Below are 25,150 nucleotides of genomic sequence, written 5' to 3' on the forward strand. Positions count from 1 at the left end.
GATCGAGGCGGAGGAGTGGATCCAGTGCGGGACACGGTACGGACCGAGGAACTGGCGCGGCGGGCCGCGGCCGGTGACACGGGTGCCCTGGACGAGCTGCTGCGGACGATCGGACCCGAGGTGCTCCGGCGGTGCGCGCGGTTCCTGCCGTGCCGCGAGGACGCCGAGGAAGCGGCGCAGGACGTACTGATGCAAGTCGCCCGGAAGATCGGCACGTTCGAGGGCCGCAGCCTCTTCAGCACCTGGCTCTACACGGTGGTCGCCAACGGTTCCCGGCAGAAGTACCGCGAGCTGAAGCGGCGGGCCGCCGAGCAGCCGGCCGTGATCGACGTGTCGCAGCACGTCGACCCGCGCACCACGAGCGTGATCGCCGGTTCGAAGATCGACCTCCTGGAGGCGCTGGAGCGCCTTGAGCGGGAGCAGCCGCACCTCGTCGCGCCGCTGGTCTACCGGGACATCTGCAACCTGGAGTACGCCGACATCGCCGAGCGGATCGGTATCCCGCTCGGCACCCTCAAGTCCCGGCTGCACGAGGCCCGCCGCCAGGTCAGGCCCTGGCTGACCGACCTCTCCTGAGCCGACCGGCCTCTCCTGATACGGCTCAGATCTCGTCGAAGAGGGAAAGTTCCGCCCAGATCGTCTTGCCGTCGGCCGTGTGCCGGCTGCCCCAGCGTTGGGTGAGCTGCGCGACCAGCAGCAGCCCGCGCCCGCCCTCGTCCCAGGTCTTGGCGCGGCGCAGGTGCGGGGCCGTGTGGTTGGTGTCGGACACCTCGCAGATCAGCGTGGCCGCGTCATGGATCAGCCGGAGCCGGATGGGGTGCGCGCCGTAGCGGATGGCGTTGGTGACCAGCTCGCTCACCACCAGCTCGGCCGTGAACCCGGCCTCGCTCATGTTCCAGGTGTCGAGCTGCTCCACGACCTGTTTGCGGATCGGGGCGACGAGCGACGGGTCGGCGGGGATGTCCCAGGTCGCGACCTGCTCGGCGGGCAGCCCCTGGGTGCGGGCCAGCAGCAGCGCCACGTCGTCGGCCGCGCCGCCGACCGGGAGCACGGCGTGCAGGATCCGGTCGCAGGTCTCGTCCAGGGAGTCCGAGGGGGCGTACAGGGCGTCGAACAGCAGCCGTTGACTGACGTCGAGGTCCCGGTCCCGGTTCTCGATCAGCCCGTCGGTGTACAGCGCGAGCACGGTGCCCTCGGGCAGCTCGAACTCGGTCGACTCGAAGGGCAGCCCGCCCAGGCCCAGCGGCGGCCCCGCGGGCAGGTCGACCTGCTCGGGCGGACCGCCCGGCCGGATCATGACCGGCGGCGGATGCCCGGCGCGGGCCAGCGTGCAGCGCCGGGACACCGGGTCGTACACCGCGTACAGGCAGGTCGCGCCCACCTCGCCCGGACTGCCCTCGCCGCCGGCCTCCGCGGACAGCCGTACGACGAGGTCGTCGAGGTGGGTCAGCAGCTCGTCGGGGGCCAGGTCGATGTCGGCGAGGGTGCGGACGGCAGTGCGCAGCCGGCCCATGGTGGCGGAGGCCTGGATGCCGTGGCCCACGACGTCGCCGACGACCATGGCGACCCGCATCCCGGACAGCGGGATCACGTCGAACCAGTCGCCCCCGACCCCCGCGCGCGCCGCCGGCAGATAGCGCGAGGCCGCTTCCAGAGCGGCCGTGCGCGGCAGTTTGCGGGGGAGCAGGCTGCGCTGGAGGGCCAGCGCGGTCTCGCGTTCGCGGGAGAAGCGGCGGGCGTTGTCGATGCAGACGGCGGCACGGGCCGTGACCTCCTCGGCCAGCAGCACGTCGTCGTCGGTGAAAGGGTCGATGCGCCGGTACCGGGTGAGGACGGCCACGCCGAGGGTGACGCCGCGGGCCTGGATGGGCACGGCCATCGAGGAGTGGATGCCGTACTCCTCGACGCGCCGGGTGCGGGTTTTGTCCCAGGCGAGCCAGAGTTCCAGGGCCCGGCCCGAGGCGACGAGCGTGCGGCCCGCGACCAGCGCGTCGGCCTGCGGGGACTGCTCCGGGTACAGGTTGAGCTGACCGGGCTTGGCGACGGCCTCCGGGCTGCCCTGCTGCACCGACTGGTGCGCGGCCCGGCGCAGTCCGACCGGCGCGATGATCGCCGTCGGGGGCTCACCGCCGTGCTCCTGCGGGTCCAACAGATCGATGCTGACGAAGTCGGCCAGCGCCGGCACACAGACGTCCGCCAGCTCCTGGGCCGTACGGGTGACGTCGAGGGTGGTGCCGATGCGCACGCTCGCCTCGTTGACGAGCTGCAGTCGCTCCCGCGCCAGGTAGTTCTCGGTGAAGTCGTGCGCGGCCAGACACACGCCCCGCACCCGTCCCTCGGCGTCGGTGATCGGCGCCATCCGGGCCAGCCACGCGTGCGCGGCGTCCTCGCCGCCGGTGCGCATGTAGATCTGGAAGTCCTGGGCGGTGCCGGAGGTGAGCACGCGGAGCATGTACTGCTCCAGCTCCGCGCTCTGCGCCTTCCCGCCGATCTCGGTGATCCGCAGGCCCTGGATGCGCTCCTCGGGCAGACCGATCACGTCGGCCATCGCGTCGTTGACCCGGTTCAGCCGGAGCCGCTCGTCGTAGACCGCGACGGCACACGGCGACTGGGTCAGCGCCGCGGTCGCGAGAGGGTCCTCGGCGGTGCGGGGAGCGCCGCCCTCCAGCGGTGTCACGACGAGCCAGTCGCCCGGGCCGCCGTCCCGCGGACGCCGGTGGTGGGCCAGCAGCCACACGGAAACGGCGCTGCCGTCCCGGTGGCGCAACGTGACCGTCCCGTCCCAGCGGGCGCCCGTGATCTCGGGCAGCGCCTCGTCGCCACCGGCCAGCAGCAGCACGGCCGGGTGGCCCACGACCTCGTCCGCGGTGTGGCCGAGGAGCCGCCGGGCCCCGTCGTTCCACTCCACCAGAGTTCCGGCATCGTCGATGACAACCCGCGCCGTCGCGGCATCGTCGAACGGGTAGACCGGACTCATCGTCGCCACTCCATCGCGCGCACTCACAGTGAACAGACCCGCCACTTGCGTTCCAGCCTAGTGCGTCACGCCGCCGCGCGGACGGGAACCCCCACGGCCGCAGGTACCGGTGGTCAAGGGGGAAATCCGGTCGAAGTGGCGCATGCGGCAGAAGCCCGCCCCCGCACCCTTGACGGCCCGGTGTGGCACCCCGTCAGAATCTGTTTGGTCACGATCAGTTGTGAGTACTTCTGGGCCCTGATGAGGGAGAGCCGCCATGACGGTCACTCGCAGATCGGTTTTGATCGCCTCTACGGCCGCGCCGACGGCCGCATCACTCCTGACCACCCCGGCCGCACGCGCCGCCGGAGCCACCACGGGCGCGTCCGGCCGCCACACGGTCCCGCTGCGGGACGGCTGGCGCTTCGCGCTGGTCAATCCGGGCGGGATCACCGACCCGACCGGTGCCTACGCCGAGGCCGCCGCACCGGGCTACGACGACTCGGCCTGGCGCGAGGTCGCGGTCCCGCACGACTGGAGCATCGAACAGACCCCCACCACGGCGAACGGCACGACCAGCGGCACCGGCTTCTTCCCCGGCGGCCTCGGCTGGTACCGGATCGCCTTCACCCTGCCGCCGGCCTTCGCGGGCAAGCGGATCTCGGTGGAGTTCGACGGCGTCTACATGGACTCGTACGTCTACTGCAACGGCACGCAGGTCGGCCAACACCCCTACGGATACACGGGGTTCGCCTTCGACCTCACCGACCGGGTGCACCTCGACGGCAGCACGGAGAACGTCGTAGCGGTGCAGGTACGGAACCAACTCCCCAGCAGCCGCTGGTACTCGGGCAGCGGCATCTACCGCGAGGCCCGCCTCGTCGTCACCGAGCCGGTGCACGTCGAACGCTGGGGGACCTACGTCACGACCCCGGACATCACGGCCGAGCGAGCCGTCGTGCGGGTCCGGACGTCCGTGGTGAACGAGTCGGGTGCCCCGAGCGAGGTCGAGGTCAGATCGCGGGTCGTCGACCCCGCCGGCCGCACGGTGGCCCGCGCCGCCTCCACGGTCACCGTCGCCGACCGCAGCACCGAACCCCATGAACTCGCCGTCCCCGAGCCGAAGTTGTGGGACATCGAGACCCCGGACCACCGCTACACCCTGGAGACCGAACTGCGCGTGGGCGGTAGGACGGTCGACACCTACCGCACCCCCTTCGGCATCCGCACCTACCGCTTCGACCCGGACGAGGGCTTCTCCCTCAACGGTGCCCACACCAAGATCAAGGGCGTCGACCTCCACCACGACCAGGGCGCCCTCGGGTCCGCGATCAGCCTCGACGCCGTACGCAGGCAGTTGAGCATCATGAAGTCGATGGGCGTCAACGCCTTCCGCACCTCCCACAACCCGCCCTCACCCCAAATCATCCAGGCCTGCGAGGAGTTGGGCATCGTGATGATGGTCGAGGCCTTCGACTGCTGGCACACCGGCAAGACGACCTACGACTACCACCGGTTCTTCGACGACTGGTGCGAGCGCGACGCCACCGAGATGGTCCTCGCCGCCCGCAACTCGCCCGCCGTGGTGCTGTGGTCCATCGGCAACGAGATCCCCGACTCCACCTCCACCGCCGGGCTGGCGATGGCCGACCGCATCATCGGCGCGATCAAGGCGGCGGACGACACCCGGCCGGTGGTCATCGGCTCGAACAAGTACCACGGTGTGCCCGCCAAGGGCTCCGCGGCCGACCTCATGCTCGCCAAGCTCGACGGACTCGGCCTCAACTACAACACCGCCAAGTCGGTCGACGGCCTGCACGCGGCCTATCCGCACCTGTTCCTCTTCGAGTCGGAGTCCTCCTCGGAGACCTCGACACGCGGCGCCTACCAGGAGCCGGAGCACCTGAACACCGGCGAGAACCACACCCCGGGCCGACGCGACACCTCGTCCTACGACAACAACCTCGCCTCCTGGACGATGAGCGGCGAGTACGGACACAAGAAGGACCGGGACCGGAAGTGGTTCGCGGGCCAGTTCCTGTGGTCGGGCATCGACTACATCGGGGAGCCGACGCCGTACGACGTCTTCCCGGTCAAGGCGTCCTTCTTCGGCGCGGTGGACACGGCCGGCTTCCCGAAGGACATGTACCACCTCTTCCGCAGCCAGTGGGTCCGCGAGCCCATGGTCCATCTGGTGCCCATGAGTTGGAACCACGAGCCGGGCGACACGGTGGAGGTGTGGGCGTACGCCAACGTCGACACCGTCGAGCTGTTCCTCAACGGAAAGTCCCTCGGGACACGGTCGTTCGACACCAAGAAGACCACCGACGGCCGCACCTACCTGGAGACCACCGAGGCCACCGGTGACGACAAGACCTTCACCACCGGCCCCTACCCGGGGAGTTACACCAGCCCGAACGGCAGCACGGGCAAACTCCACCTCGGCTGGAAAGTGCCGTACGAGCCGGGCGAGTTGAAGGCGGTGGCGAGCAGCGGCGGCAAGAAGGTTGCCACGGATGTGCTGCGTACGGCCGGAGCCGCGCACGCCCTACGCCTCACGGCCGACCGCAACTCCCTTGCCGCCGACGGCCGTTCGCTGGTCTTCGTGACCGCGGAGGTCGTCGACGCCCACGGTGTCGTACTGCCGGACGCCGAGCCCCTGATCGCCTTCGACGTGACGGGCGGGTCACTGGCCGGGCTGGACAACGGGCGGGAGGAGAGCGCCGAGCGCTACCAGGCGAGTACGCGAACGGCCTTCCACGGCAAGGCGCTTGCGATCGTGCGGTCCGGTACGGCGGCGGGCTCGCTGAAGGTGACGGCGCGGGCGGAGGGGCTGCGGACCGGCACGGTGACCGTACGGACGGCACCTGCCCGGGGCGGTGCCCTGACTCCGGCGCCGCGATTCGAGGCCGATCACCCTGCGCCGCTCAACTACCCGTACGCCGACGCGAGTTACTCCGGCCGCCCCGACACACTCCCCGCCGCCATGCTCGACGGTGACCCGGCGACCGGCTGGTCCAACGCCTTCGCGAAGTCGGCGACGGCCCTGCTGCCGGCCTTCAATGGTGCGCGGGAGAAGGACTGGGTGTCGGTGGACTGGGGGAGGGGGCGTTCCTTCGACCGGGTGGAGGTGTCGTTCACGGTGGACGCGACGCACAGTCTGCCCGCGGCGGTCGCGGTCGCGGTGTGGGACGGCCGTGACTGGGTGCCGGTGGAGGGGGCTGTCGTCGACTGGGCCACGGCCTCGGACAGTCCGACCGTCGTCGCCTTCGACGCCGTGCGCGGCTCCCGGCTTCGGCTCGCGCTGACGAGCGCTCATCCCGGGGTGGCCCAAGGGGCGGTGCGGATCAGCAAGTTGGAGGCACCGGCCGGATAGGCGACCCGCCCTCGGTCCGGACGGGAATCTGGCCTGTCCGGACCGTTGACGGGATGTCATGTCTCGAACAGCATGGCCTGCGTCCGCATCTGGGAGCGCTCCCATCGCACGTACCACCGCAGCGCGCCCCCACCTCCCAGAGGAGCCCAGACGTGAAACGACGCAGAACGACCCTGCTCGCCGCCGCGACCCTCCTCGCGGCGGCCCTCGCCACCCTGCCGGCCGGCCCGGCCGGGGCCGACGAGGTCGAGCAGCTCAAGAACGGCACCTTCGACACCACCACCGCACCCTGGTGGACGACCGGCAACGTCACCCCGGGCCTGTCCGACGGGCAGCTCTGCGCGGACGTGCCGGGCGGCACGACGAACCCGTGGGACGCCGCCGTCGGCCAGAACGACATCACCCTGGTGAAGGGCGAGTCGTACAAGTTCGCCTTCACAGCGTCCGGTTCGCCCGAGGGGCACGTGGCACGGGCCATCGTAGGACTGTCGGTGTCGCCCTACGACACCTACTACGACGTCAGTCCCGAGCTGAGCGTGTCGGGCAACTCCTATGCGTACACGTTCACTTCACCCGTCGACACCACACAGGGGCAGGTCGCCTTCCAGCTCGGCGGAAGCACGGACGCCTGGCACTTCTGCATGGACGACGTGTCGCTGTTGGGCGGGGTGCCGCCGGAGGTGTACCAGCCGGACACCGGTCCGCGTGTGCGGGTGAACCAGGTCGCCTATCTGCCCCGTGGACCGAAGAACGCGACGCTGGTGACCGCGTCGACGTCCGTGCTGCCCTGGCAGTTGAAGAACGCGGCGGGTGCGGTGGTCGCACACGGGCGGACCGTGCCGCGCGGCACCGACGTGGCCTCCGGGCAGAACGTCCAGTCGATCGACTTCGGTATCTACAAGGGGCGCGGCGGCGAGGGCTTCACGCTGGTGGCCGACGGGGAGGCGAGCCGCCCGTTCGACATCGGCACGAGCGACTACGAACAACTGCGCCTCGACTCGCTGAAGTACTACTACACCCAGCGCAGCGGCATCGGGATACGCGACGACCTGCGCCCCGGCTACGCCCGCCCGGCCGGTCACCTGAACGTCGCCCCCAACCAGGGCGACGCCAACGTGCCCTGCCAACCCGGCCTGTGCGACTACACACTTGACGTGACAGGCGGCTGGTACGACGCGGGGGACCACGGCAAGTACGTCGTCAACGGCGGTATTTCCACCTGGGAGGTGCTGAGCACCTACGAACGCTCACTGCTGGCCCGCACCGGTCAGCCGGCCAGGCTCCGCGACGGGACGCTGGCCATCCCGGAGAGCGGCAACAAGGTGCCGGACGTGCTCGACGAGGCCCGCTGGGAGCTGGAGTTCCTGCTGAAGATGCAGGTGCCGGACGGGCAGCCGCTGGCCGGCATGGCGCACGACAAAGTCCATGACGCACAGTGGACCGGGCTCCCGCTGCTGCCGAGCCAGGACCCCCAGAAACGTGAGCTGCACCCACCGACCACGCAGGCGACGCTCAACCTCGCGGCGACGGCGGCGCAGGCGGCCCGCCTGTACCGCCCCTACGACAGGGAGTTCGCGGCGAAGGCACTGAAGGCGGCGCGCAAGGCGTGGTCGGCGGCGGTCGCACACCCCTCGGTGTACCCGGACCCGAACGACGGTACCGGCGGCGGCGCCTACCCCGACGACAACGCGACCGACGAGTTCTACTGGGCGGCTGCCGAGCTGTATCTCACCACGGGAGAACGGCAGTTCGCGGACTACATCGTCAACTCCCCGCTCAACACCGCGGACATCTTCGGCAGCCTCGGCTTCGACTGGGCCCGCACCGCGGCACTGGGCCGACTCGACCTCGCGACCGTCCCCAGCAGGCTGCCCGGCAGGGACGCGGTGCGCCGCTCGGTGATCGAGGGCGCGAACACCTACCTGGCCACGCTACGAACGCAGCCGTACGGCATGCCGTACGCACCGCCCGGCAACCTCTACGACTGGGGCTCCAACAGCCAGATCCTCAACAACGCGCACGTCATCGCCACCGCGTACGACCTCACCGGCGCCGCGAAGTACCGCGACGGCGCACTCCAGAGCATGGACTACATCCTCGGCCGCAACGCCCTCAACATGTCGTACGTCACCGGTTACGGCGAGGCCAACTCCCACAACGAACACAGCCGTTGGTACGCCCACGAGCTCGACCCGAACCTCCCGAACCCACCGAGAGGGACCCTGGCCGGTGGCGCCAACTCATCCATCCAGGACCCCTATGCGCAGAGCAAACTCACGGGCTGCGTAGGGCAGTTCTGCTACATCGACGACATCCAGTCGTGGTCGACGAACGAGACGGCGGTGAACTGGAACGCGGCGTTGGCGTGGATGGCGTCGTTCGCGGCGGATCAGGGATGACCAGCGCATGGGCAGGTCTGCCGAAGTCACGCGTCAGATGTCTTCGGTACTGCCGGCGAGAGATCCGCCTATCCAGAAGGGCAGTGCCTTCTGGTCTTTGCTCAGTGAGCGTCGTATGGCGTTGACCAACCGCACCTGCGCCTGGGCGGGCGCCCTGTTGGCTCGGGAGAACTCCTCCTGGCTCAACGGGTCGCTCGTCGGGTCGCGTGCCGGGTCACGGGCCGCCTGGTCGAGGAACTCCCCGACGGCCTTGCCGAAGTTGTCGATCTCCACCGCGACAGCCGCGGGCGCGACCAGACTGGCACGGGTCAGGGCCGCGCTCCACTCGCTCCAGTCGTAGTCCCAGCCCTGGCGGCCGGCATGGGCGCGGCTGATGACCATCGTGAACTTTGCGTAGTGGCTGATCAGTTCCTGGTAGGCGAGCAACTGCTTGTCCCGCAGCCACTGACGGTCCTGGGCCCGGTGCGTGACGATGCCCCCGACCAGGACGCCTACCGTGGCGGACAGCGCCCCGGCCCCCGTTGTCACCAGTGTGTCCAGCAGTGCCACCTCAAGCCCCGATTTCCCCGTCGCCCGAACATCGGCGGCTCGAACCTAGTGGTGACCGACTTCCGGTGACAACGCTCCGGCCCGGCGACTGGCCCTAGGGTTCGCGCTCCACGAGTTCCTGCGGGCGCTTGTGCGCGGTCAGGGTGTGGAGTTCGGCCTGGCTGAGTGGCTGGTGCACCTCCACGTACTCGCCGTGCGGCAGGCGCTTGATGACACCCGTCTCGCGGCCGTGCAACACCAGTTCCCTGTCTCGGAGTTGGAGGCCCAGGCAGATACGGCGGGTCACGACGAACGCGATGGCCGGGACGGCGAACACCGCCACCCGCACCAGCCACGTCACCGTGTTGATCGACAGATGGAGGCGCGTCGCCACGATGTCGTTGCCGCCGCCGGCGAGCAGGACCAGGTACAGGCTGATCCAGGCCACCCCGATGCCCGTGCGGTTCGGGCGGTTGCGGGGGCGGTCCAGGAGGTGATGCTCTCGCTTGTCGCCGGTCCGCCGGGATTCCAGGAACGGGTACACGCCGATGAAGACCAGCAGGAGCGGGAAGACCACGATCGGGATCAGCACCCCCAGGACCAACGTGTGTCCCCACAGCGTGACTTCCCATCCCGGCATGACACGGACCAGGCCCTCCGCGAAGCCCAGGTACCAGTCCGGCTGGGCGCCCGTCGAGACCTGGTCGGCGCGGTAAGGGCCGTAGGACCAGACCGGGTTGATCGATGCCACCGCCGCGACCAGGGTGAGCGCGCCGAAGACCAAGAAGAAGAAGCCGCCCGCCTTCGCGAGGTACACGGGCATGAACGGGGCGCCCACCACGTTGCGTTCGGTGCGGCCGGGGCCCGCGAACTGGGTGTGCTTGTGGTAGACGACCAGGAGGATGTGGACGACCACCAGCGCCGCCATGATGCCGGGGATCAGCAGGACGTGCAGTGAGTAGAAGCGGGACACGATGTCGTGGCCGGGGTACTCGCCGCCGAACAGGAACATCGAGAGGTACGTCCCCACGATCGGCACCGACAGCAGTGCTCCGTCGACGAAGCGCATGCCCGTGCCCGACAGCAGGTCGTCCGGGAGTGAGTAGCCGAAGAGGCCCTCGAACAGACCGAGGAACAACAGGGTCCAGCCGAAAAGCCAGTTGAGCTCGCGCGGCTTGCGGAACGACCCCGTGAAGAAGTGCCGCATCATGTGCGTCAGCATCGCGGCGATGAACACCAGAGCCGCCCAGTGGTGCAACTGCCGGACCAGCAGCCCGCCCCGAACGTCGAAGCTGAGGTGCAGCGTCGAGGCGTAGGCGTCGGACATCCGGATGCCGTTCAGGGGGACGTAACTCCCGTGGTACGTCACCTCGTTCATCGACGGATGGAAGAACAGGGTGAGATACACGCCCGTGAGGATCAGCACCACGAAGCTGTACAGGCAGATCTCGCCGAGCAGGAACGACCAGTGGTCCGGGAACACCTTGCGCAGATACCGCTTGCCGAGGGTGCGGATGCCGAGGCGGCCGTCGAACCAGTCGGCGACGCGTTCGCCCCGCGAGGGGTCGGCGGTGCCGGTCACTGGTCGTCCTCCTCGTCCTTGTGCACGTGCGTGAGCTTCTCCGGGTTGGTCACGATGTAGACCCCGGACACCTGGTCGCCCTCGGGCGTGAGGTCCATGACCATCACCGCGTACGGCGAGTCGCCCTCGAACAGCACGGCCGCGTCGTCGCCGTTGACCCGCCGGTAGCGCAGCTCCAGGTCCTGGGGGCCGCGGCGTCCGGTCGCGAACGAGTTGATGAGCCGGACGGCCTTGTCCCGTCCGTGCACCGGGCGCAGCCCCGCCGGCTTCCGGTTGCCCCCGCTGTCGGTCCACACCGTGACGTCCGGCGCGAGGATCTCCATCAGCGAGGCGATGTCCCCGCCGATCGCGGCCCGCACGAACCGCTCGGTCGCCTCCCGCCGCACCCGGGGATGCGCCTCGTAAAGCGGCCGACGCGCGTGCACATGGGCCCGCGCGCGATGCGCGAGTTGTCGTACGGCCGCCGGGGTGCGGTCGATGATGTCCGCGATCTCGGTGTGGGCGTACCCGAAGACCTCGTTGAGGACGAAGACCGCGCGCTCCAGCGGGCTCAGCGACTCCAGGACGACCAGCATGGCCAGCGACACGGACTCGGCGCGCAGGGCGGGATCCACGGGATCGTCGTCGGCGGGCTGGTCGACCAACGGCTCCGGCAGCCACGGGCCGACGTACGTCTCACGGCGGCGGCTGATCGTGGCACGGCGCTGGAGCGCGTGGTTGACGGCGATGCGGACGAGATAGGCGCGCTGGTTGGTGATGGTGTCGAGCGGTGAGCGCCGGGCGCGCGATGTCCAGGACAGCCAGGTCTCCTGGAGGACGTCGTCGGTGTCGGCGACGCTGCCCAGCATGTTGTAGACAAGGCCGAACAGCAGCTCCCGATGGTCCATGAAGACAGTGGTCGCCTCATCGGTGACAGCGATCTCGGAGATCTCGGACATGTATGCGCCTCCCCAGTGCGTGCTCACTACTGCGAGGGGCGGCGAGGTGCGGAATGTGACAGCAGACGGCCTGAATGTGACGTAGGTCTCGGGAAATTCGTGCCGTGTCACACCCGTCGACCGTGCGGCCCTCTTGAACGCGAGTCCGACGTGCAGTCGGACGCGTAGTCGGACGTAAGGAGTCGACATCGTGTTCAAGAAGTGGCACGGCAATCCCTGGGCGATCCTCATCACGCTGTCGCTCGGGTTCTTCATGACCCTTCTCGACCTGACGATCGTGAACATCGCGATCCCCCAGCTCGGCGAGGACCTCAACGCGTCCCTGGACGAGATCCTCTGGATCGTCAACGCCTACACGCTGGCGTTGGCCGTCCTGCTGATCACCGGCGGACGCCTCGGCGACCTGCGCGGCAAACGGAACCTGTTCGCAGCCGGAGTCACCGTCTTCACCCTGGCCAGCCTCGCCTGCGGCCTCGCGCAGGACCCCGCCCAACTCATCGGGTTCCGCGCGGTGCAGGGGCTGGGCGCGGCGCTGCTCATGCCGCAGACCCTGTCGATCATCGCCGAGGTGTTCCCGGCCGACCGGCGCGGTGTCGCGATGGGCATCTGGGGCGCCGTTGCCGGAGTCTCCGGCGCGCTCGGCCCGATCCTCGGCGGGGTGCTGATCACCCATCTGTCCTGGCGCTGGATCTTCTTCGTCAACCTGCCGATCGGCGCGCTGGTGCTCGTCCTCACCATGGCGATCATCCCGGGCGCCCGGCGCACGGTACGGCGCCGCTTCGACACCCTGGGCGTCACCCTCGCCTCAACTGCTCTGTTCTGCCTGGCCTTTGGGCTGACCGAGGGGCAGCGATACGACTGGAACGCCTGGATCTGGAGCCTGTTCGGTGCGGCCGTCGTCCTCTTCGCCGGCTTCCTGCTGCACGAGCGCGGGCAGCAGAACGGCGAACCCCTGGTCCCCTTCTCGCTGTTCAAGGACCGCGACTTCAGCCTCATCAACTTCGTCGGCGTCACCGTGTCGTTCGGCGTGGTCGGAATGTTCCTGACGCTGACGATCTATCTCCAGTCCGTGCTCGGCTTCAGCGCCCAGAAGGCGGGGCTCGTGCTGCTGCCCGTCGCCCTCGGCTCGTTCGTCATGGCCGGGCCCGCCGGAGCGCTCGCGGACAAGGTCGGCGGCAAGTTCATCCTGATGGGCGGGCTGCTCGCCTGGGCGGGTGGACTGGTGTGGGTCGTCGGTGTCGCGGACGTCGGTACGGGGTGGTTGACGATCGCGTTCCCGTTGTTTCTCACGGGGTTGGGCGTCGGGTGCACCTTCGCTCCGATGGCCACGGAGGTCATGCGTAACGTCCCGCCCCGGCTCGCGGGCGCCGCGTCCGGTGTCACCAATGCGCTTCGGCAGGTCGGTTCCGTGCTCGCCGGTGCGGTGATCGGCGCGGTGCTCCAGGCGCGGCTCGCCTCTTCCCTGACCGAGCAGGCGCGGGCACGAGCCGGTCAACTCCCCGGCGCCTACCGGGAGTCGTTCGTCGCCGCGTTCTCCAAGGCAGAGTCCGACGTCGGCGCCGGGCAGCAGGGCGGCGCGCCGTCCGGTGTCCCGCACGACATCGCCGAGCGGATGCGTGTCCTCGGGGGTGAGGTGTTCGGCCACGGGTTCGTCCATGCGATGGGGCCCGCCGTGTATGTCGCCGTCGCCGTCCTGCTGACCGGTGCGCTCGCCTGTCTCGCCGTACGACGACACCACGGACCGTCCGCCAACCCACACGCCCTGCCCATGTCCGAGCCCGAACTGGAGGAAGCCGCACGATGACCATCGACTTCACGCCCATGTACGCCTCCCACGACGCGTTCCGGCGCGACCTGGAGCGGCTCGCTGTCGCGGTCGCGGAGGGCAGGGCGCACACCGGCCCTGTTCGCGCCGGGTGGGAGAACTTCAAGCACCAACTGCACGTCCATCACACCGCGGAGGACAGTGACCTGTGGCCGCGGGTCCGTGCGCGGGTCGCGGGGCGGGTACGGGACCTTACGCTGCTCGATGACATGGAGGCGGAGCATGCTCGGATCGACCCGCTGCTGGTCGCTGTAGACGCTGCCTTGGCCGATCAGGCACCCGAACTACCCGATCTCGTAAGGGCGTTGCGGGCTACCCTCGACGATCATCTCAAGCATGAGGAGGACGGGGCGCTGCCGTTGATGGGGGAGGTGTTGACCGACGCGGACTGGGGTGCATTTACGGGGCGGATGCGGGAGACACAGGGGTTGCGTGGGGCCGCGGTGTTTGTGCCGTGGCTTGTCGATGGGGTGTCGGGAGAGGAGCGGGATCGGTTCCTGGGGGCATTTCCGCCGCCGGTGCGTGTCCTTAACCGGCTGTTCTGGGAGGGGAGTTATCGGCGGAGGGGGCTTTGGGCTGTGTGACCCGTTCCGGCCGGTGGGGGCTGGTCGCGCAGTTCCCCGCGCCCCTATAGGGCGCTGTCCGCAACGGAGTTGATCAGTCCCCTCAGGGCGCGTCGTGGAACACCAGCCCCAGCGCGTGCCGTCGGCCGGAGCGTACGACGCTCACCCCGTGTCGCACTGCTCCGGCCGGCCAGCCTCCCTTCGTGCGTACCGGTCGGTCCCGCGTGGTGAACACCAGGCCGTGGCCCTGCCGTAGCGGGGTCGCGGTGCCCCGGGACTGGGCGCGGGCCCGCTGCTCGACCATCAGGAACTCGCCGCCCGTGTAGTCGGTGCCGTACTCGTCCAGACCGATCACCACCTGGAGCGGGAAGACCGACTCGCCGAACACATCGCGGTGCAGGGTGGTCCAGCCGGGCCGCCCAGTCCCGGGCGATCGGCAGCAGGCGCGGGTAGAGCGCGGCGCGCAGGCCGGCGACCGGTGCGGGCAGGTCGTGCGTGAAGTAGCGGTACGCGCCGGAGCCGAAGCGGTGTCGGGCCATGTCGACGGTGGTGCGGAACAGTTCCGGCTTCTCGTACAGCGCGGCCAGGTCGCGGCACTCGGCCGGTGTCAGCAACTGTGCGGTCGGCGCGCTGCCGTACAGGTCCAACTCCCCTGCAAGAGTGGACCAGTTGGTGCGATCCATGACTACTCCCTCCGTATCCCTGGCGTGCGTCAGCCGAGCATCGGCTGCAGCGCGCCCTCGTGCGTCAGCAGCCGCACCTTGCGCTCGACCCCGCCGGCGTAGCCACGCATCGAGCCGTCCGCACCGATCACCCGATGGCACGGGCGCACCAGCAGCAGCGGGTTGGCGCCGATCGCCGCGCCCAGCGCCCGGATCTCGGCGCGCGGCACACCCAGCCGCCCGGCGAGCACGCCGTACGTCGTCGTGGTGCCGTACGGAATCTCGTCGAGGGCCCGCCACACCCGCTGCTGGAACTCCGTTCCCTGGGCGGCGAACGGGAGTCGGAAGCGGGTGAGGTGTCCGGCGAAGTACGCGGACAGCTGACGGGTGGCCTCGGTGAAGGCCGGGTCGTCGCGTCGCCGGTCGGCACCCGCGCCTCGGCCGTCCGGCATGGACAGTGAGGTGAGCGTGGTGCCGTCGGTCGACTTCTCGCCGGTCAGGAGCAGTTCGCCCACAGGGCTGTCGATGAGTGTGTAGAGGGTCATACAGACGAGTCTGCTCCGGGACGACGGCCGAGTCCGGCGGGATTCGGACATGGCGCCGGAAGCCGTCCGGTACCGCCATCCGTACCTCTTGACCTGGTGGTATTTACGGGTAAGTACCCGAGCGGTACCGTGAACACATGCCAGCTCTCAACGTGGAGTTCAGCGACCGCGAGCTAGAGGACCTGCGGCGGATGGCCAAGGAGCGCGGTACGTCGATGAAGGCGTTGGTGCGTGAGGCGGCTGCGGCCGACATAGCTCGGCACCGGGCGCTGCAGGAGGGCGCCGAAGCCTTCCGCCGGTTCTTCGCCACGCACGCCGACGAGTTCGCCGCCGCGTTCCCCGACGACGAACCGTCGGCCAAGGGCGAGGGGCGGGTCGCCTGACGCATGCCCGACATCCATATCGACGTGCCCTGGCTGCTTCAGCGCCATGAGGAAGTCCTGCCGGACCAGCCGACCATCAACGACTTCTCGGCGTTCGTGGCAGCCGTCGCCCGGCACCGCGTCGATCCGCCCCGCCTCGGTGTCGACTCCGACCCGGCCTGGCGGGCCACCGCGTTGCTGCACACCCTCGCCCTGCTCAAGCCCCTGCCGTCGGCCAACGCCCGCTTCGCCTGCGCCACGGCGGTTGCCTACATGTTCGTCAGCGGCGTCGGCATCGATCCGCCCTACGGCGCCCTCGTCGACCTCGCCCGCGACCTGATCTCCGGCAAGACGGACGTGTACGGCGCGGCGGAACGGCTGCGTTCCTGGCAGATCTGACCGATCGGATGCGTCACCGGTCCTCGTCGAGGCGGGCGATCTCGTCGTGCGCCCGCGTGCGTCCGTCCTGGGGTGCTTCGTCGGACGCGGCGAGGCTGCCCAGCAGGCCGAGCAGTTCCGCGCTGCGGCTGCCCGGCTCGGCGTGGAAGACGACCACGCTCAGCGCGTCCGTGCCCGGGATCTCGAACTTGTTGGACCGCAGCTCGAAGTCGCCGACCAGCGGATGGCTGAGGAGACTGGTCCGGCCGACCATCGGCCGTACCTCGTGGCGGCTCCACAGCAGGCGGAAGCGCTCGCTGCGCACGGACAGCTCGCCCACCAGCTCCATCAGCCGCGGATCGTCGACGTCGGGACCGATGTGGCCGCGCAGGGTCGCCACGCCCTCGGCGGTCAACTCCTCCCAGTCGCGGCGCAGTTCGTGCTCGGCGGGGTCGAGGAACACCGCCCGCAGCAGGTTCACGCCCGGCGTGTAGTTCGGGGACAGCGCCCGGCACAGCGCGTTGGCCGCGAGGCAGTCCGTGAACCGGTTCTGCACATACGCGGGGTGTGCGGGCCAGGTGTCGAGCAGTTCGCGGACGCTCGCCGGTACCGCCTCGAGCCTCCTGGCCCGCCTGCGGGACGCGGCCGGCCGCTCCGGCTGGGCCAGGCTCAGCAGATGGGCGGTCGCGGAGGCGTCCAGGCGCAGCACCCGGGCCAGCGCCTCCAGCACCTGCACGGACGGGTTGCGGTCCCGGCCCTGCTCCAGCCGCAGGTAGTAGTCGGAGCTGATACCGGCCAGCAGGGCGACCTCCTCCCGGCGCAGCCCCGACACCCGCCGCAGCCCGCCGCCGCTCAGCCCCACGTCCTCGGGCCGGACCCGCTCACGGCGGGCCCGCAGAAACTGACCGAGCGCGTTCTTGCCGTCCACACCCACCACCGTAGGTCCGAATCCCCACAGGTGCGTGTCCCTGCCACTACCAGGAACATCCGGGTACTGCATGCCCGGCCGGGACGGGCGCAGAGTCGGTGGCAGGGAGCAGCACCTATCACCTACCGAAAGGCGCGCCATCATGGCCGACACCGTCTCCGGCGGCACCCTCACCCTCGCCGAGGGACTCACCATCACGCGCATGGGATACGGCGCCATGCAACTGGCCGGCCCGCACGTGTTCGGACCGCCGAAGGACCGCGCCGAAGCGGTGGCAGTCCTCCGCGAGGCCGTCGAGCGGGGCATCACCCACATCGACACCAGCGACTTCTACGGCCCCGTCGTCGTCAACGAGATCATCAGGGAGGCCCTCCACCCCTACCCGGACGACCTGCACCTCGTGACCAAGGTCGGCGCCCGGCGCGGCCCCGACGGCAGCTGGATCATGTCCGCGCACCCGGAGGACCTCAAGGCCCAGGTGTACGACAACCTCCGCAACCTCGGGCTCGACGCGCTCGACGTGGTGAACCTGCGGGTCGGCACCGATCACGGCGCCTACGAGGAGTCGATCGGGGAGAGGTTCGGTGCGCTCGCCGAACTGCAGAAGGCCGGGTTGATCCGGCACCTCGGGGTGAGCACGGTCTCCGACGCCCAGCTGACCGAGGCCCAGGCCATCGCGCCGGTCGTCACCGTGCAGAACCTGTACAACGTGGCCAACCGGGAGGACGACGCCCTCGTCGAGCGGTGCGCGGCGGAGAACATCGCCTTCGCCGCGTACTTCCCGCTCGGCGGCTTCACCCCGCTGCAGTCGTCGACCCTCTCGGACGTGGCCGCCCGCCTGGGCGTGTCGCCCCAACAGGTCGCCCTGGCCTGGCTGTTGCAGCGCTCGGCCACCATCGTCCTCATCCCCGGCACCTCGTCCCGCGCCCATCTGCGCGACAACATCGCCGCCGCGGACCTGGTGCTGACCGCGGACACGATCGCCGAACTCGACACCATCGGTCGGCCCGTGGCCTGACAGAGGAGGGCGGGGGTGGGCCGCCCCCGCCCTCGGGGCCGCCGACCGAGGGCGGGAGGAACAAGGTCGGCGGCCGTTTGGCGCGGGAGAGCCGCCGTCCAGCGCGTGGCCTCCGAGAAGGGCCGATTCCAGTGGACCGCGGTGAGTCGTGCGCCGGGAGCGTGCGTGACGCACCGGCGTGTGCGCATGCTTCACACGGGGCGCATGGAAAGTCGAAAGCCGGTGCGAGTGAACCGAGTTGTCACCGGATCTGACTTTATTTCAAAGATGTGCATGTTGCCCAAGTGCCTTGTTGGGTTCAGTGGGTTGTGCAAGGGTGAAACACCCGCGCGGGGGTAATGCCCGGGGCTCATTGACCTGTTGATGAACCGAATCCGAGGAATCCACTCCGTGTCCCTCCCTCACCCTCCCCGTCCTCCTTACCCTCCGCCGAACGGCGGGGCCCCGGAGGAATCGGACGAGACCCTGGCCGCCCGGCTGCGGGGCCGTCCGGAGGGCGAGGCGGCTCATTCCGTCGCGCTGCTGATGGCGCGACACTGGCAGCCGGTCCAGGATTACGCGGGCGTCTGTCTCACCGCCACGGGCAGTGTCCCCGCGATGGCTGCCGCCGCCGCTTTCCACCGGGTGTTCGACCGGCTGACGTTCGGCGAGCACGGTGTGGCGCTGCGCCCCCGGCTGCTGCTGACCGTGCGCGACACGATCCGGGAGTGGTCCGCGGAAGAGCGAATATCCGGTGTTCTGCCGGACCTGGAGAAACCCTTCGGGGGGCGCGCCATGCGTGCTGCCAAGTCCATGACACCCGAAAATCGCAAGCTCGCCGAGCGGTCTTTCCAGACTCTTCAGCCGCTCGCCCAGTGTCTGCTGTGGCACACCGAGGTCGAGGCCGAGTCGATAACCGTGCCGGCGGCACTGCTCGGGATGGATACCGACAACGCGTCGGCCGCTCTCCAGCAGGCGCACGAAAAATTCCGCGAAGGCTGTGTACGCGCCCACCGGGAACTCGCGCCGACCCAGGATTGCCGCTTCTACAACCGCCTCCTCGACGTCCCGATTCGACGCGGCGGCGCACTGCTGCCGGATGTCCAGCAGCATCTGGCCCAGTGCCGCTACTGCCGTTTCGCCGCCGAACAACTCAGCTATTTCGAAGGCGGGTTGGGAGTCCTCCTCGCCGAAGCGGTACTCGGCTGGGCAGCCCGCCCCTACCTCGAATCACGTCCCGGCCGCGCCCCGCGCGACGCGCGGACGAGGACCGCCTCCCGGCACGGCGGGCGCCCGAGCGGCGGCAACGGACGGCACCGTCTGCTGTCCCGGCTCCCCGCCCCAGGCCGCCGTGTCGTGGACGCGGCCCGGTCGGCGCGGTCGTCCAGGTCGCTGTTCGTCGGCGCCGGCCTGGTCGGTGCCGGAGTTCTCGCGACCGTGCTCGCCGTCAGCCTGTGGCCGGACCACGACGGCACCGCCGACCCGGTCGCCTCCAGCACCACGAACAGCGGCTCCGGTCACGTGTCGTCGTCGGCACCCGGTACGGCCCGGCTCCCCGCCGCACCCCAGCGGACGAGACTGCACAACGCCGCCGCCGACCTGTGCCTCGACATCCAGGGCACCGCGAAGGCCGGCGCCGGGACCAGCCTGGCGGTGTGCTCGTCGGCGCAGACCCAGGAGTGGTCGTACGACACCGACGGACTGCTGCGTAGTGTGGCGAGCCCTGGACTGTGCCTGGACTCGCACGCGGACGCCGGTGTCGTCGTACTCGGCACCTGCGCGGACGCGAAGGACAGGCGTGGCAACGATGTCCGCTACGACCTCACCGTGCAGGGCGAGTTGCTGCCCCGCTGGGATTCGGAGCTCGCACTCACCTCCACCACCAAGGACCCGGGCGCCGACATCGTCCTCAAGGTCCGCGACGGCTCCGCCGCACAGCGCTGGCTGACCGACTCGGTGACGGCCAGCCCCGGATCGCTGTCGATCGCCGGTACGGGAGCGCCGTCACCGCGCCCCGCGAAGATCGCGGACCGGCTCAGCTGACGACATCGCCGGGCGGTCTGCCGGTCAGGTAACCGGCGGCGTTCTCCACGGCGGCCAGCGCGATCCGGATCACCGTCTCCCGGGTCACACCGCCGACGTGCGGCGAGAGCACCACGTTCGGAGACTTGAGCAGACGCAGGGCCGTGGTCGGCGGTTCGGGGTCGAAGACGTCGAGGCCCGCACCCGCGAGGGCGCCTGCTTCGAGGGCGTCCGCGAGGGCGTCCTGGTCGATCAGGGCGCCCCGCGCGGTGTTGACGACGAACGCGGTGGGCTTGAGGAGCGCGAGCCGCTCCGCGTTCAGGAGATGCCGGGTCTCGTCGGTGAGCGGCGCGTGCAGGGTGACGTAGTCGGAGAGGCGCAGCAGTTCGTCGAGCGGGACGTGACGGGCGCCGCCGAGCCCGGCCGTCGTCTCCTCGGGGACGGCGCGTCGGCCGGCGGAGACGACGGTCATGTCGAACGCGGCGGCACGGCGGGCGACCTGCTGCCCGATGGCGCCCAGTCCCACGATGCCGAGGGTCTTGCCGGACAGCTCGGTCAGGGAGCGTTGCAGGCGGGGGAGCGCCCAGTCGCCCTCGACGAGTGAGGTGTGTGCGGGCACGAGTTGCTTGGCCAGCGCCAGCATCAGGGCGAAGGTCTGCTCGGCCACGTTCTGCGCCTCGGCACCGCTGGAACCGATGGTGCAGACGACGACCCCTTGGGCGCGGGCGGCCTCCAGGTCGACGTAGTCGAAGCCGTGACTCGCGCACTGCACCAGCTCCAACTCCGGGGCGGCGGCGAGGTGTTCGGCGGTCACCGGGGAGAGCGCGGTGATGACGACGTGCGCCGCACGCAGAGCCTGAGGGTTCTCGTCGACCGTCTCGACGACGGTGACGTCCACCCCTTCGGGCAGCAGCGTCGCGAGTCCGGCTCCCGCGGTGCGGCCGCCCATGTGGGGTGGGACGACGGCCAGGACGTTCTTCGTGGAGGGCATACGAAATCCTTGTGGGGGTGGGGGGAGGCAGGCGGGCGTCCGCGTGCGTCAGGACCAGGTGGCCGACTCGACGAGTATCCGGGCCAGTTCGCGGGGCCGGGAGAACATCGGCCAGTGGCCCGTGTCCATCCGGACCAGCTCCCAGCGCCCGCTCGCGACCAGTTCGTCCACCGGGGTCGGCAACTCGTCGCCGTCGAGCAGGCACTTGATGTAGGTGGCCGGGAGGTCGGCCAACGGGTGCGCCAGGACCGCGGGTTCGGTGAGGGTGGCACCCGGGTGTGGGGTCCCGTCGGTGACTATGCGGGTGATCTGCTCGTCCGTGAGGCCCTGGCCCGCGTAGTCGGCCGGGTCCAGGGGCGGCCAGTCGCCGCCGTTCTCGTCGAGCGACTTCCTGATGAAGTCGCTCGGGAAGCTGTCCAGGAACGACTTCCCGTCGACCGGCACGTTCGAGTCGACGAACACCACCCGGGCCAGCCGGTCGCCTGTCCGCTCGGCTGCCTGGCCAACGGGTACACCGGCGTAGCTGTGTCCGACCAGAACGACGTCCCGCAGATCGAGGCGCTCGATCTCGTCGACGATGTCCTGGACATGGGTCTGCTGCCCGGCCGGGATCCCCTGCTTCTCCGCCAGCCCGGACAAGGTCAGCGCATGCACCTCGTGCCCGGCCCCGCGCAGCTCGGGCACCACCTCGTCCCACGCCCACGCACCGAGCCACGCGCCTGCCACCACCACGAATCGAGTCATGGTCCCAACGTAACCGCCGGGTCTGACAACGACCTTCCCGGAACGATCAGACCGCCCGCGCCACGGCCCGTACCGGCGCACCGTCCGCCCTCGGCAGCCGCAGCGGGAACAGGAACAGTTCCACGTCCGCGATGCCCACCAGCTGATCCAGACCCGTGAGGTTCTCGGCGATCACCCCGCCCGCGCCGCACAGCACACGATGCGCGGGCAGCCCGAAGTCGGCCGTCACATCGCCGGGTCGGGGCGTCGGATCGACACTGAGCGCGTCGACTGCGACCGTACGGACCCCTGCCGCGACGAGAGCTTCGGCCGCCTCCGGGGTGAGCCACGGGTGGGCGAGGTAGTCGTCGGTGCCCCAGTACGCCGACCAGCCCGTGGCCAGCAGAACCAGGGACCCCGGCCGCAACCGGCTCAGTGCGGGCGCCAGCAGACCGGGCGTGATCGGTGCCCGGGCCGGCAGTCCCCGTACGTCGGCCACCACGGCGTGCCCGGCGAAGCGTTCCAGGGGCAGTTCGTCGAGGCGGGGCCACGCGTCGTCCACGTGGTAGGGGGCGTCGACATGCGTGCCCGACTGCGAACCCATGTGCAGCTGAAGGACGTTGACACCGTCCCGGGGTGCGCGCAGGGCGGAGGAGACCTCGACGGCCGGGTCACCGGGATACACGGGCATCCCGGTGACGACGGGCACCGACAGGTCGATCCATGCGGACGGCATCAGCTGCCCTCGGTGACCAGCGTGGGCGCCTGGGTCTCCGTGCCGGGGCCGGTGATCGCCGGTACCGGGACCTCGACCGTACGGGCCAGCCGAGCGCCCTCCGGGCCGTACACGGCGCGGGGTTCGGGGAACAGCCTGAGCAGGCTCAGGAACAGCACGGCGGCCACGGCCAGCGACAGCGGCAGGCTGATGTCCACGCCGTTCGCCAGGTCGCCGAGAGGGCCGACGAACTGCCCCGGGATGTTGGTGAACAGCACACCGACGACGGCGGCCACCCACCAGGCGGTCATGCCGCGCCAGTTCCAGCCGTGCGCGAACCAGTAACGGCCGCCGCGCTGACGGCGGTTGAAGACCTGGAGCGCGTCCGGGTCGTACCAGCCGCGCCGGGTGTAGAAGCCCAGCATCATCACGACCATCCACGGTGTCGTACAGGTGATGATCATCGTCGCGAAGGTGGAGATCGACTGCACCAGGTCGAAGCCGAACCGCCCGATGAAGATGAAAGCGATCGACAGCACACCGACCAGGAACGTCGCCTGCACCCGCGACAGCCGCGGGAACACCGACGAGAAGTCGAGCCCGGTGCCGTAGAGCGAGGTGGTGCCCGTCGACATGCCGCCGATCAGGGCCAGCAGACACACCGGGAGGAAGAACCAGCTCGGCGAGATCGCGAGGAGTCCGCCCACGAAGTTCGGGGCGGCCGGGTCGACGTACTTGGGGGCCTTCGTGGCGATGATGCTCGCGGTCGCCAGGCCGAAGACGAACGGGAGCAGTGTCGCGATCTGGGACAGGAACGCGGCCCCAACCACCTTGCGGCGCGGGGTGTTCGCCGGGATGTAGCGCGACCAGTCGCCGAGGAAAGCGCCGAACGACACCGGGTTGGAGAGCACGATCAGGGCCGCGCCGATGAACGACGGCCAGAACAGCGACTGGGTCGCCGCGTCCGCCGAGGACGTGAAGACACCGGCGTACGACGGGTCGAAGTCACCGGCGAAGGCGATCGCGCCGAGCAGGAACAGGACCGTCGCGGACGTCACGGCGATCTTGTTGACGAACAGCATGAACCGGAAGCCGTAGACGCACACCGCGAGGACCAGTCCGGCGAACAGCGCGTACGCGACGACGTACGACAGCGTGCTCTGCTCCAGGCCGAACAGCCGGTGCGCGCCGCCGACCAGGGCGTCGCCGGAGCTCCACACCGAGATGGAGAAGAACGCGACGGCGGTGAGGAGGGACAGGAACGAGCCGACGACCCGGCCGTGCACGCCCAGGTGCGCGGAGGAGGCGACCGCGTTGTTCGTGCCGTTGACCGGGCCGAACACCGCCATCGGGCACAGGATCAGCGCGCCTACGACGACTCCCAGCAGCGTGGCCGCGAGGCCCTGCCAGAAGGAGAGGCCGAACAGGATCGGGAAGGCGCCCAGGACACAGGTGGAGAAGGTGTTGGCGCCGCCGAACGCGACCCGGAACAGGTCGAGCGGGGTGGCGGTGCGGTCCGCGTCGGGGATGCGCTCGACGCCGTAGGTCTCGACCTCGGTCAGGGACTGGCTCGGCGCGGCGGGGGAGGGGGCGGGCTGCGAGGACAAGGGGGCTCCAGCGGGGGACGGCGGTGGAGCGCGTTGTGGCGCGGTGGCGGTGTGGACGGCCGTTCACGCGCGCGGGGTGGGCGGAGTGAGCGGATGCCGTCCTCAGGGTGTCTGGCGACGTTATGGCGGGCCGCGACACCCGCACCAGAGGACGGTTCATCCATCTTCCGTGCCGTGGGTGGAGGAATCGTCCACCCTGAAGTCACTCGGTTTCGCCGGGCGCGTCCTCCGGTTCGGTGTCGGGGCCCTGGGCGCGGACCCGCTGGACGTGTTCGAGGGAGTCGCGCAGTTCGCTGAGCCAGTCGTCGGTGTGGCGCTGGACGAGGCGGACGCACCAGGCGAGCGCGTCGCTGCGGCTGCGGGCCACGCCGGCGGCGATGAGGGTGTCGAGGACTTGGCGCTCGGGCTGGCGCAGCCTGGTCATGACGGGGGCGGCGATGTGCGTGAACAGGGACCGCTCCCCGGCGCACTCCACACCCCACGAGACCTTCCTGTGGAACCGGTGCTCGGCCTCGCGGGCGAGAGCGATCCGGGTCTCCCGGGTGCGCTCGCGGAACTCCTGGACCCGGCCCTGGACGGCCGCCTCCTTCTCGGCGTCCGAGACGTCCTCGGCGAGCTTGGGTGCGGGGATGCGGCCGATCACGGTGACCTCCTCGCGGTCCACCGTGACCTCGACCAGTTCCTCGAACAGGTCGTCCGGCAGGCGGCCGGTGAACCAGCCGCGAAGCTTCTCCTGCTGCTCTGTCGTAATCATGTAATGACGATTACTCGCGAGCAGAGTGAATGCAAGGGGCTGCGGTGGAGTGCGCCGAGAGCTGAAGCGGAATGTTTCGGGACTGTTTCAGGACGATTGGCGAGCACGGGTAAACCGGCCATCCGACCCGCTTCGGCGATCAAGAACCGCGCGGTTACGGGGTCGACGTGTTCGAATTCTGTGACTTCACGCCACTGATTCAACACGCAAGGTTACTGAAACCTGTGGGTGGGATGTGAGTTTCGGCGGCGGACTCGGCAGAGTGGCGCCCGCCGGTCCGGCACCGACCGAGCGGGACC

The 25,150-nt window shown here is 69.9% G+C and carries 20 protein-coding genes and 1 pseudogene; 9 read left to right on the plus strand and 12 right to left on the minus strand.

From position 1 onward, the window contains the following. The first annotated feature begins 24 nt into the window (after positions 1 to 24). Positions 25 to 576: an RNA polymerase sigma factor gene (locus AB0I69_RS02980; protein WP_363093726.1), complete on the plus strand. Its 552-nt coding sequence runs from the start codon at positions 25 to 27 to the stop codon at positions 574 to 576. A 25-nt stretch (positions 577 to 601) separates the two neighbouring features. On the opposite strand, the gene AB0I69_RS02985 is transcribed toward AB0I69_RS02980, so the two are convergent. Then, positions 602 to 2,977 (minus strand): SpoIIE family protein phosphatase, encoded by a 2,376-nt coding sequence (locus tag AB0I69_RS02985; RefSeq protein WP_363093727.1) that lies wholly within the window; start codon positions 2,975 to 2,977, stop codon positions 602 to 604. 256 nt (positions 2,978 to 3,233) lie between these two features. Between AB0I69_RS02985 and AB0I69_RS02990 the strand changes: the two genes are divergently transcribed. Together AB0I69_RS02990 and AB0I69_RS02995 are read left to right on the plus strand one after the other, a co-directional pair. Then, positions 3,234 to 6,332, plus strand: coding sequence for a glycoside hydrolase family 2 TIM barrel-domain containing protein (locus tag AB0I69_RS02990; protein ID WP_363093728.1), 3,099 nt, complete (start codon positions 3,234 to 3,236; stop codon positions 6,330 to 6,332). Positions 6,333 to 6,484: 152 nt separating this feature from the next. Beyond that, complete coding sequence (locus tag AB0I69_RS02995) at positions 6,485 to 8,731, plus strand: glycoside hydrolase family 9 protein (RefSeq protein ID WP_363093729.1); 2,247 nt, start codon at positions 6,485 to 6,487, stop codon at positions 8,729 to 8,731. Between the two features lie 33 nt (positions 8,732 to 8,764). Here AB0I69_RS02995 and AB0I69_RS03000 read toward each other — a convergent pair whose 3' ends face one another. From AB0I69_RS03000 to sigJ, 3 genes are all read right to left on the minus strand, one after another. Further along, positions 8,765 to 9,280, minus strand: a complete 516-nt coding sequence (locus AB0I69_RS03000; protein ID WP_363093730.1) for a hypothetical protein — start codon at positions 9,278 to 9,280, stop codon at positions 8,765 to 8,767. 94 nt (positions 9,281 to 9,374) lie between these two features. After that, positions 9,375 to 10,841, minus strand: a complete 1,467-nt coding sequence (locus AB0I69_RS03005; RefSeq protein WP_363093731.1) for a cytochrome bc complex cytochrome b subunit — start codon at positions 10,839 to 10,841, stop codon at positions 9,375 to 9,377. After that, positions 10,838 to 11,779, minus strand: coding sequence for an RNA polymerase sigma factor SigJ (gene sigJ, locus AB0I69_RS03010; protein WP_363093732.1), 942 nt, complete (start codon positions 11,777 to 11,779; stop codon positions 10,838 to 10,840). The genes AB0I69_RS03005 and sigJ overlap by 4 nt, the downstream gene beginning before the upstream one ends. Positions 11,780 to 11,969: 190 nt before the next feature. Here sigJ and AB0I69_RS03015 point away from each other — a divergent pair, with 190 nt between their 5' ends. Together AB0I69_RS03015 and AB0I69_RS03020 are read left to right on the plus strand one after the other, a co-directional pair. Next, the gene (locus AB0I69_RS03015) at positions 11,970 to 13,583 is read left to right on the plus strand and encodes a DHA2 family efflux MFS transporter permease subunit (RefSeq protein ID WP_363093733.1); all 1,614 of its coding nucleotides are present in this window, start codon (positions 11,970 to 11,972) and stop codon (positions 13,581 to 13,583) included. Continuing rightward, positions 13,580 to 14,188, plus strand: coding sequence for a hemerythrin domain-containing protein (locus AB0I69_RS03020; protein ID WP_363093734.1), 609 nt, complete (start codon positions 13,580 to 13,582; stop codon positions 14,186 to 14,188). The genes AB0I69_RS03015 and AB0I69_RS03020 overlap by 4 nt, the downstream gene beginning before the upstream one ends. Before the next feature lie 82 nt (positions 14,189 to 14,270). Here the strand turns inward: AB0I69_RS03020 and AB0I69_RS03025 are convergent. Continuing rightward, positions 14,271 to 14,850, minus strand: a pseudogene (locus AB0I69_RS03025) (2OG-Fe(II) oxygenase). Positions 14,851 to 14,879: 29 nt separating this feature from the next. After that, complete coding sequence (locus AB0I69_RS03030) at positions 14,880 to 15,374, minus strand: methylated-DNA--[protein]-cysteine S-methyltransferase (RefSeq protein WP_363093736.1); 495 nt, start codon at positions 15,372 to 15,374, stop codon at positions 14,880 to 14,882. 137 nt (positions 15,375 to 15,511) lie between these two features. Here AB0I69_RS03030 and AB0I69_RS03035 point away from each other — a divergent pair, with 137 nt between their 5' ends. Beyond that, positions 15,512 to 15,757, plus strand: a complete 246-nt coding sequence (locus AB0I69_RS03035; protein ID WP_200689430.1) for a hypothetical protein — start codon at positions 15,512 to 15,514, stop codon at positions 15,755 to 15,757. A 3-nt stretch (positions 15,758 to 15,760) separates the two neighbouring features. Beyond that, a complete protein-coding gene (locus AB0I69_RS03040; protein ID WP_363093737.1) occupies positions 15,761 to 16,135 on the plus strand; it encodes a toxin Doc in 375 nt (124 codons plus the stop codon). Positions 16,136 to 16,148: 13 nt separating this feature from the next. Here AB0I69_RS03040 and AB0I69_RS03045 read toward each other — a convergent pair whose 3' ends face one another. After that, positions 16,149 to 17,042: a helix-turn-helix transcriptional regulator gene (locus AB0I69_RS03045; RefSeq protein ID WP_363093738.1), complete on the minus strand. Its 894-nt coding sequence runs from the start codon at positions 17,040 to 17,042 to the stop codon at positions 16,149 to 16,151. A 142-nt stretch (positions 17,043 to 17,184) separates the two neighbouring features. Between AB0I69_RS03045 and AB0I69_RS03050 the strand changes: the two genes are divergently transcribed. Next, the gene (locus AB0I69_RS03050) at positions 17,185 to 18,060 is read left to right on the plus strand and encodes an oxidoreductase (protein WP_363093739.1); all 876 of its coding nucleotides are present in this window, start codon (positions 17,185 to 17,187) and stop codon (positions 18,058 to 18,060) included. Positions 18,061 to 18,450: 390 nt separating this feature from the next. Further along, on the plus strand, positions 18,451 to 20,082 hold the full coding sequence (locus AB0I69_RS03055) for an RICIN domain-containing protein (protein ID WP_363093740.1): 1,632 nt from the start codon (positions 18,451 to 18,453) through the stop codon (positions 20,080 to 20,082). Here AB0I69_RS03055 and AB0I69_RS03060 read toward each other — a convergent pair. The 5 genes from AB0I69_RS03060 to AB0I69_RS03080 all read right to left on the minus strand — a co-directional run bounded on the left by AB0I69_RS03060 (position 20,075) and on the right by AB0I69_RS03080 (position 24,851). Then, positions 20,075 to 21,052, minus strand: a complete 978-nt coding sequence (locus tag AB0I69_RS03060) for an NAD(P)-dependent oxidoreductase (RefSeq protein WP_363093741.1) — start codon at positions 21,050 to 21,052, stop codon at positions 20,075 to 20,077. The two genes, AB0I69_RS03055 and AB0I69_RS03060, sit on opposite strands and share 8 nt — an antisense overlap. A gap of 48 nt (positions 21,053 to 21,100) precedes the next feature. Then, positions 21,101 to 21,796 carry an alpha/beta fold hydrolase gene (locus AB0I69_RS03065; protein ID WP_363093742.1) on the minus strand — a complete coding sequence of 232 codons (696 nt, stop codon included), beginning with the start codon at positions 21,794 to 21,796 and terminating at the stop codon, positions 21,101 to 21,103. A 46-nt stretch (positions 21,797 to 21,842) separates the two neighbouring features. Next, positions 21,843 to 22,511: a cyclase family protein gene (locus AB0I69_RS03070; protein WP_363093743.1), complete on the minus strand. Its 669-nt coding sequence runs from the start codon at positions 22,509 to 22,511 to the stop codon at positions 21,843 to 21,845. After that, positions 22,511 to 24,097 carry a cytosine permease gene (locus AB0I69_RS03075; protein ID WP_363093744.1) on the minus strand — a complete coding sequence of 529 codons (1,587 nt, stop codon included), beginning with the start codon at positions 24,095 to 24,097 and terminating at the stop codon, positions 22,511 to 22,513. The genes AB0I69_RS03070 and AB0I69_RS03075 overlap by 1 nt, the downstream gene beginning before the upstream one ends. A gap of 202 nt (positions 24,098 to 24,299) precedes the next feature. Next, on the minus strand, positions 24,300 to 24,851 hold the full coding sequence (locus tag AB0I69_RS03080; RefSeq protein ID WP_363093745.1) for a hypothetical protein: 552 nt from the start codon (positions 24,849 to 24,851) through the stop codon (positions 24,300 to 24,302). Positions 24,852 to 25,150 lie beyond the last annotated feature (299 nt).

Source organism: Streptomyces sp. NPDC050508 (assembly GCF_040655155.1).
Classification (GTDB): domain Bacteria; phylum Actinomycetota; class Actinomycetes; order Streptomycetales; family Streptomycetaceae; genus Streptomyces.

What these genes read in the sequence shown, in the direction of transcription:
- sigJ (WP_363093732.1), bottom strand. Translation starts at nt 11,779, where the DNA reads ATGTCCGAGATCTCCGAGATCGCTGTCACCGATGAGGCGACCACTGTC.
- AB0I69_RS03080 (WP_363093745.1), bottom strand. Translation starts at nt 24,851, where the DNA reads ATGATTACGACAGAGCAGCAGGAGAAGCTTCGCGGCTGGTTCACCGGC.
- AB0I69_RS03065 (WP_363093742.1), bottom strand. Translation starts at nt 21,796, where the DNA reads ATGACTCGATTCGTGGTGGTGGCAGGCGCGTGGCTCGGTGCGTGGGCG.
- AB0I69_RS03050 (WP_363093739.1), top strand. Translation starts at nt 17,185, where the DNA reads ATGGCCGACACCGTCTCCGGCGGCACCCTCACCCTCGCCGAGGGACTC.
- AB0I69_RS03030 (WP_363093736.1), bottom strand. Translation starts at nt 15,374, where the DNA reads ATGACCCTCTACACACTCATCGACAGCCCTGTGGGCGAACTGCTCCTG.
- AB0I69_RS03060 (WP_363093741.1), bottom strand. Translation starts at nt 21,052, where the DNA reads ATGCCCTCCACGAAGAACGTCCTGGCCGTCGTCCCACCCCACATGGGC.
- AB0I69_RS03070 (WP_363093743.1), bottom strand. Translation starts at nt 22,511, where the DNA reads ATGCCGTCCGCATGGATCGACCTGTCGGTGCCCGTCGTCACCGGGATG.
- AB0I69_RS03020 (WP_363093734.1), top strand. Translation starts at nt 13,580, where the DNA reads ATGACCATCGACTTCACGCCCATGTACGCCTCCCACGACGCGTTCCGG.
- AB0I69_RS03035 (WP_200689430.1), top strand. Translation starts at nt 15,512, where the DNA reads ATGCCAGCTCTCAACGTGGAGTTCAGCGACCGCGAGCTAGAGGACCTG.
- AB0I69_RS02985 (WP_363093727.1), bottom strand. Translation starts at nt 2,977, where the DNA reads ATGAGTCCGGTCTACCCGTTCGACGATGCCGCGACGGCGCGGGTTGTC.
- AB0I69_RS02990 (WP_363093728.1), top strand. Translation starts at nt 3,234, where the DNA reads ATGACGGTCACTCGCAGATCGGTTTTGATCGCCTCTACGGCCGCGCCG.
- AB0I69_RS03040 (WP_363093737.1), top strand. Translation starts at nt 15,761, where the DNA reads ATGCCCGACATCCATATCGACGTGCCCTGGCTGCTTCAGCGCCATGAG.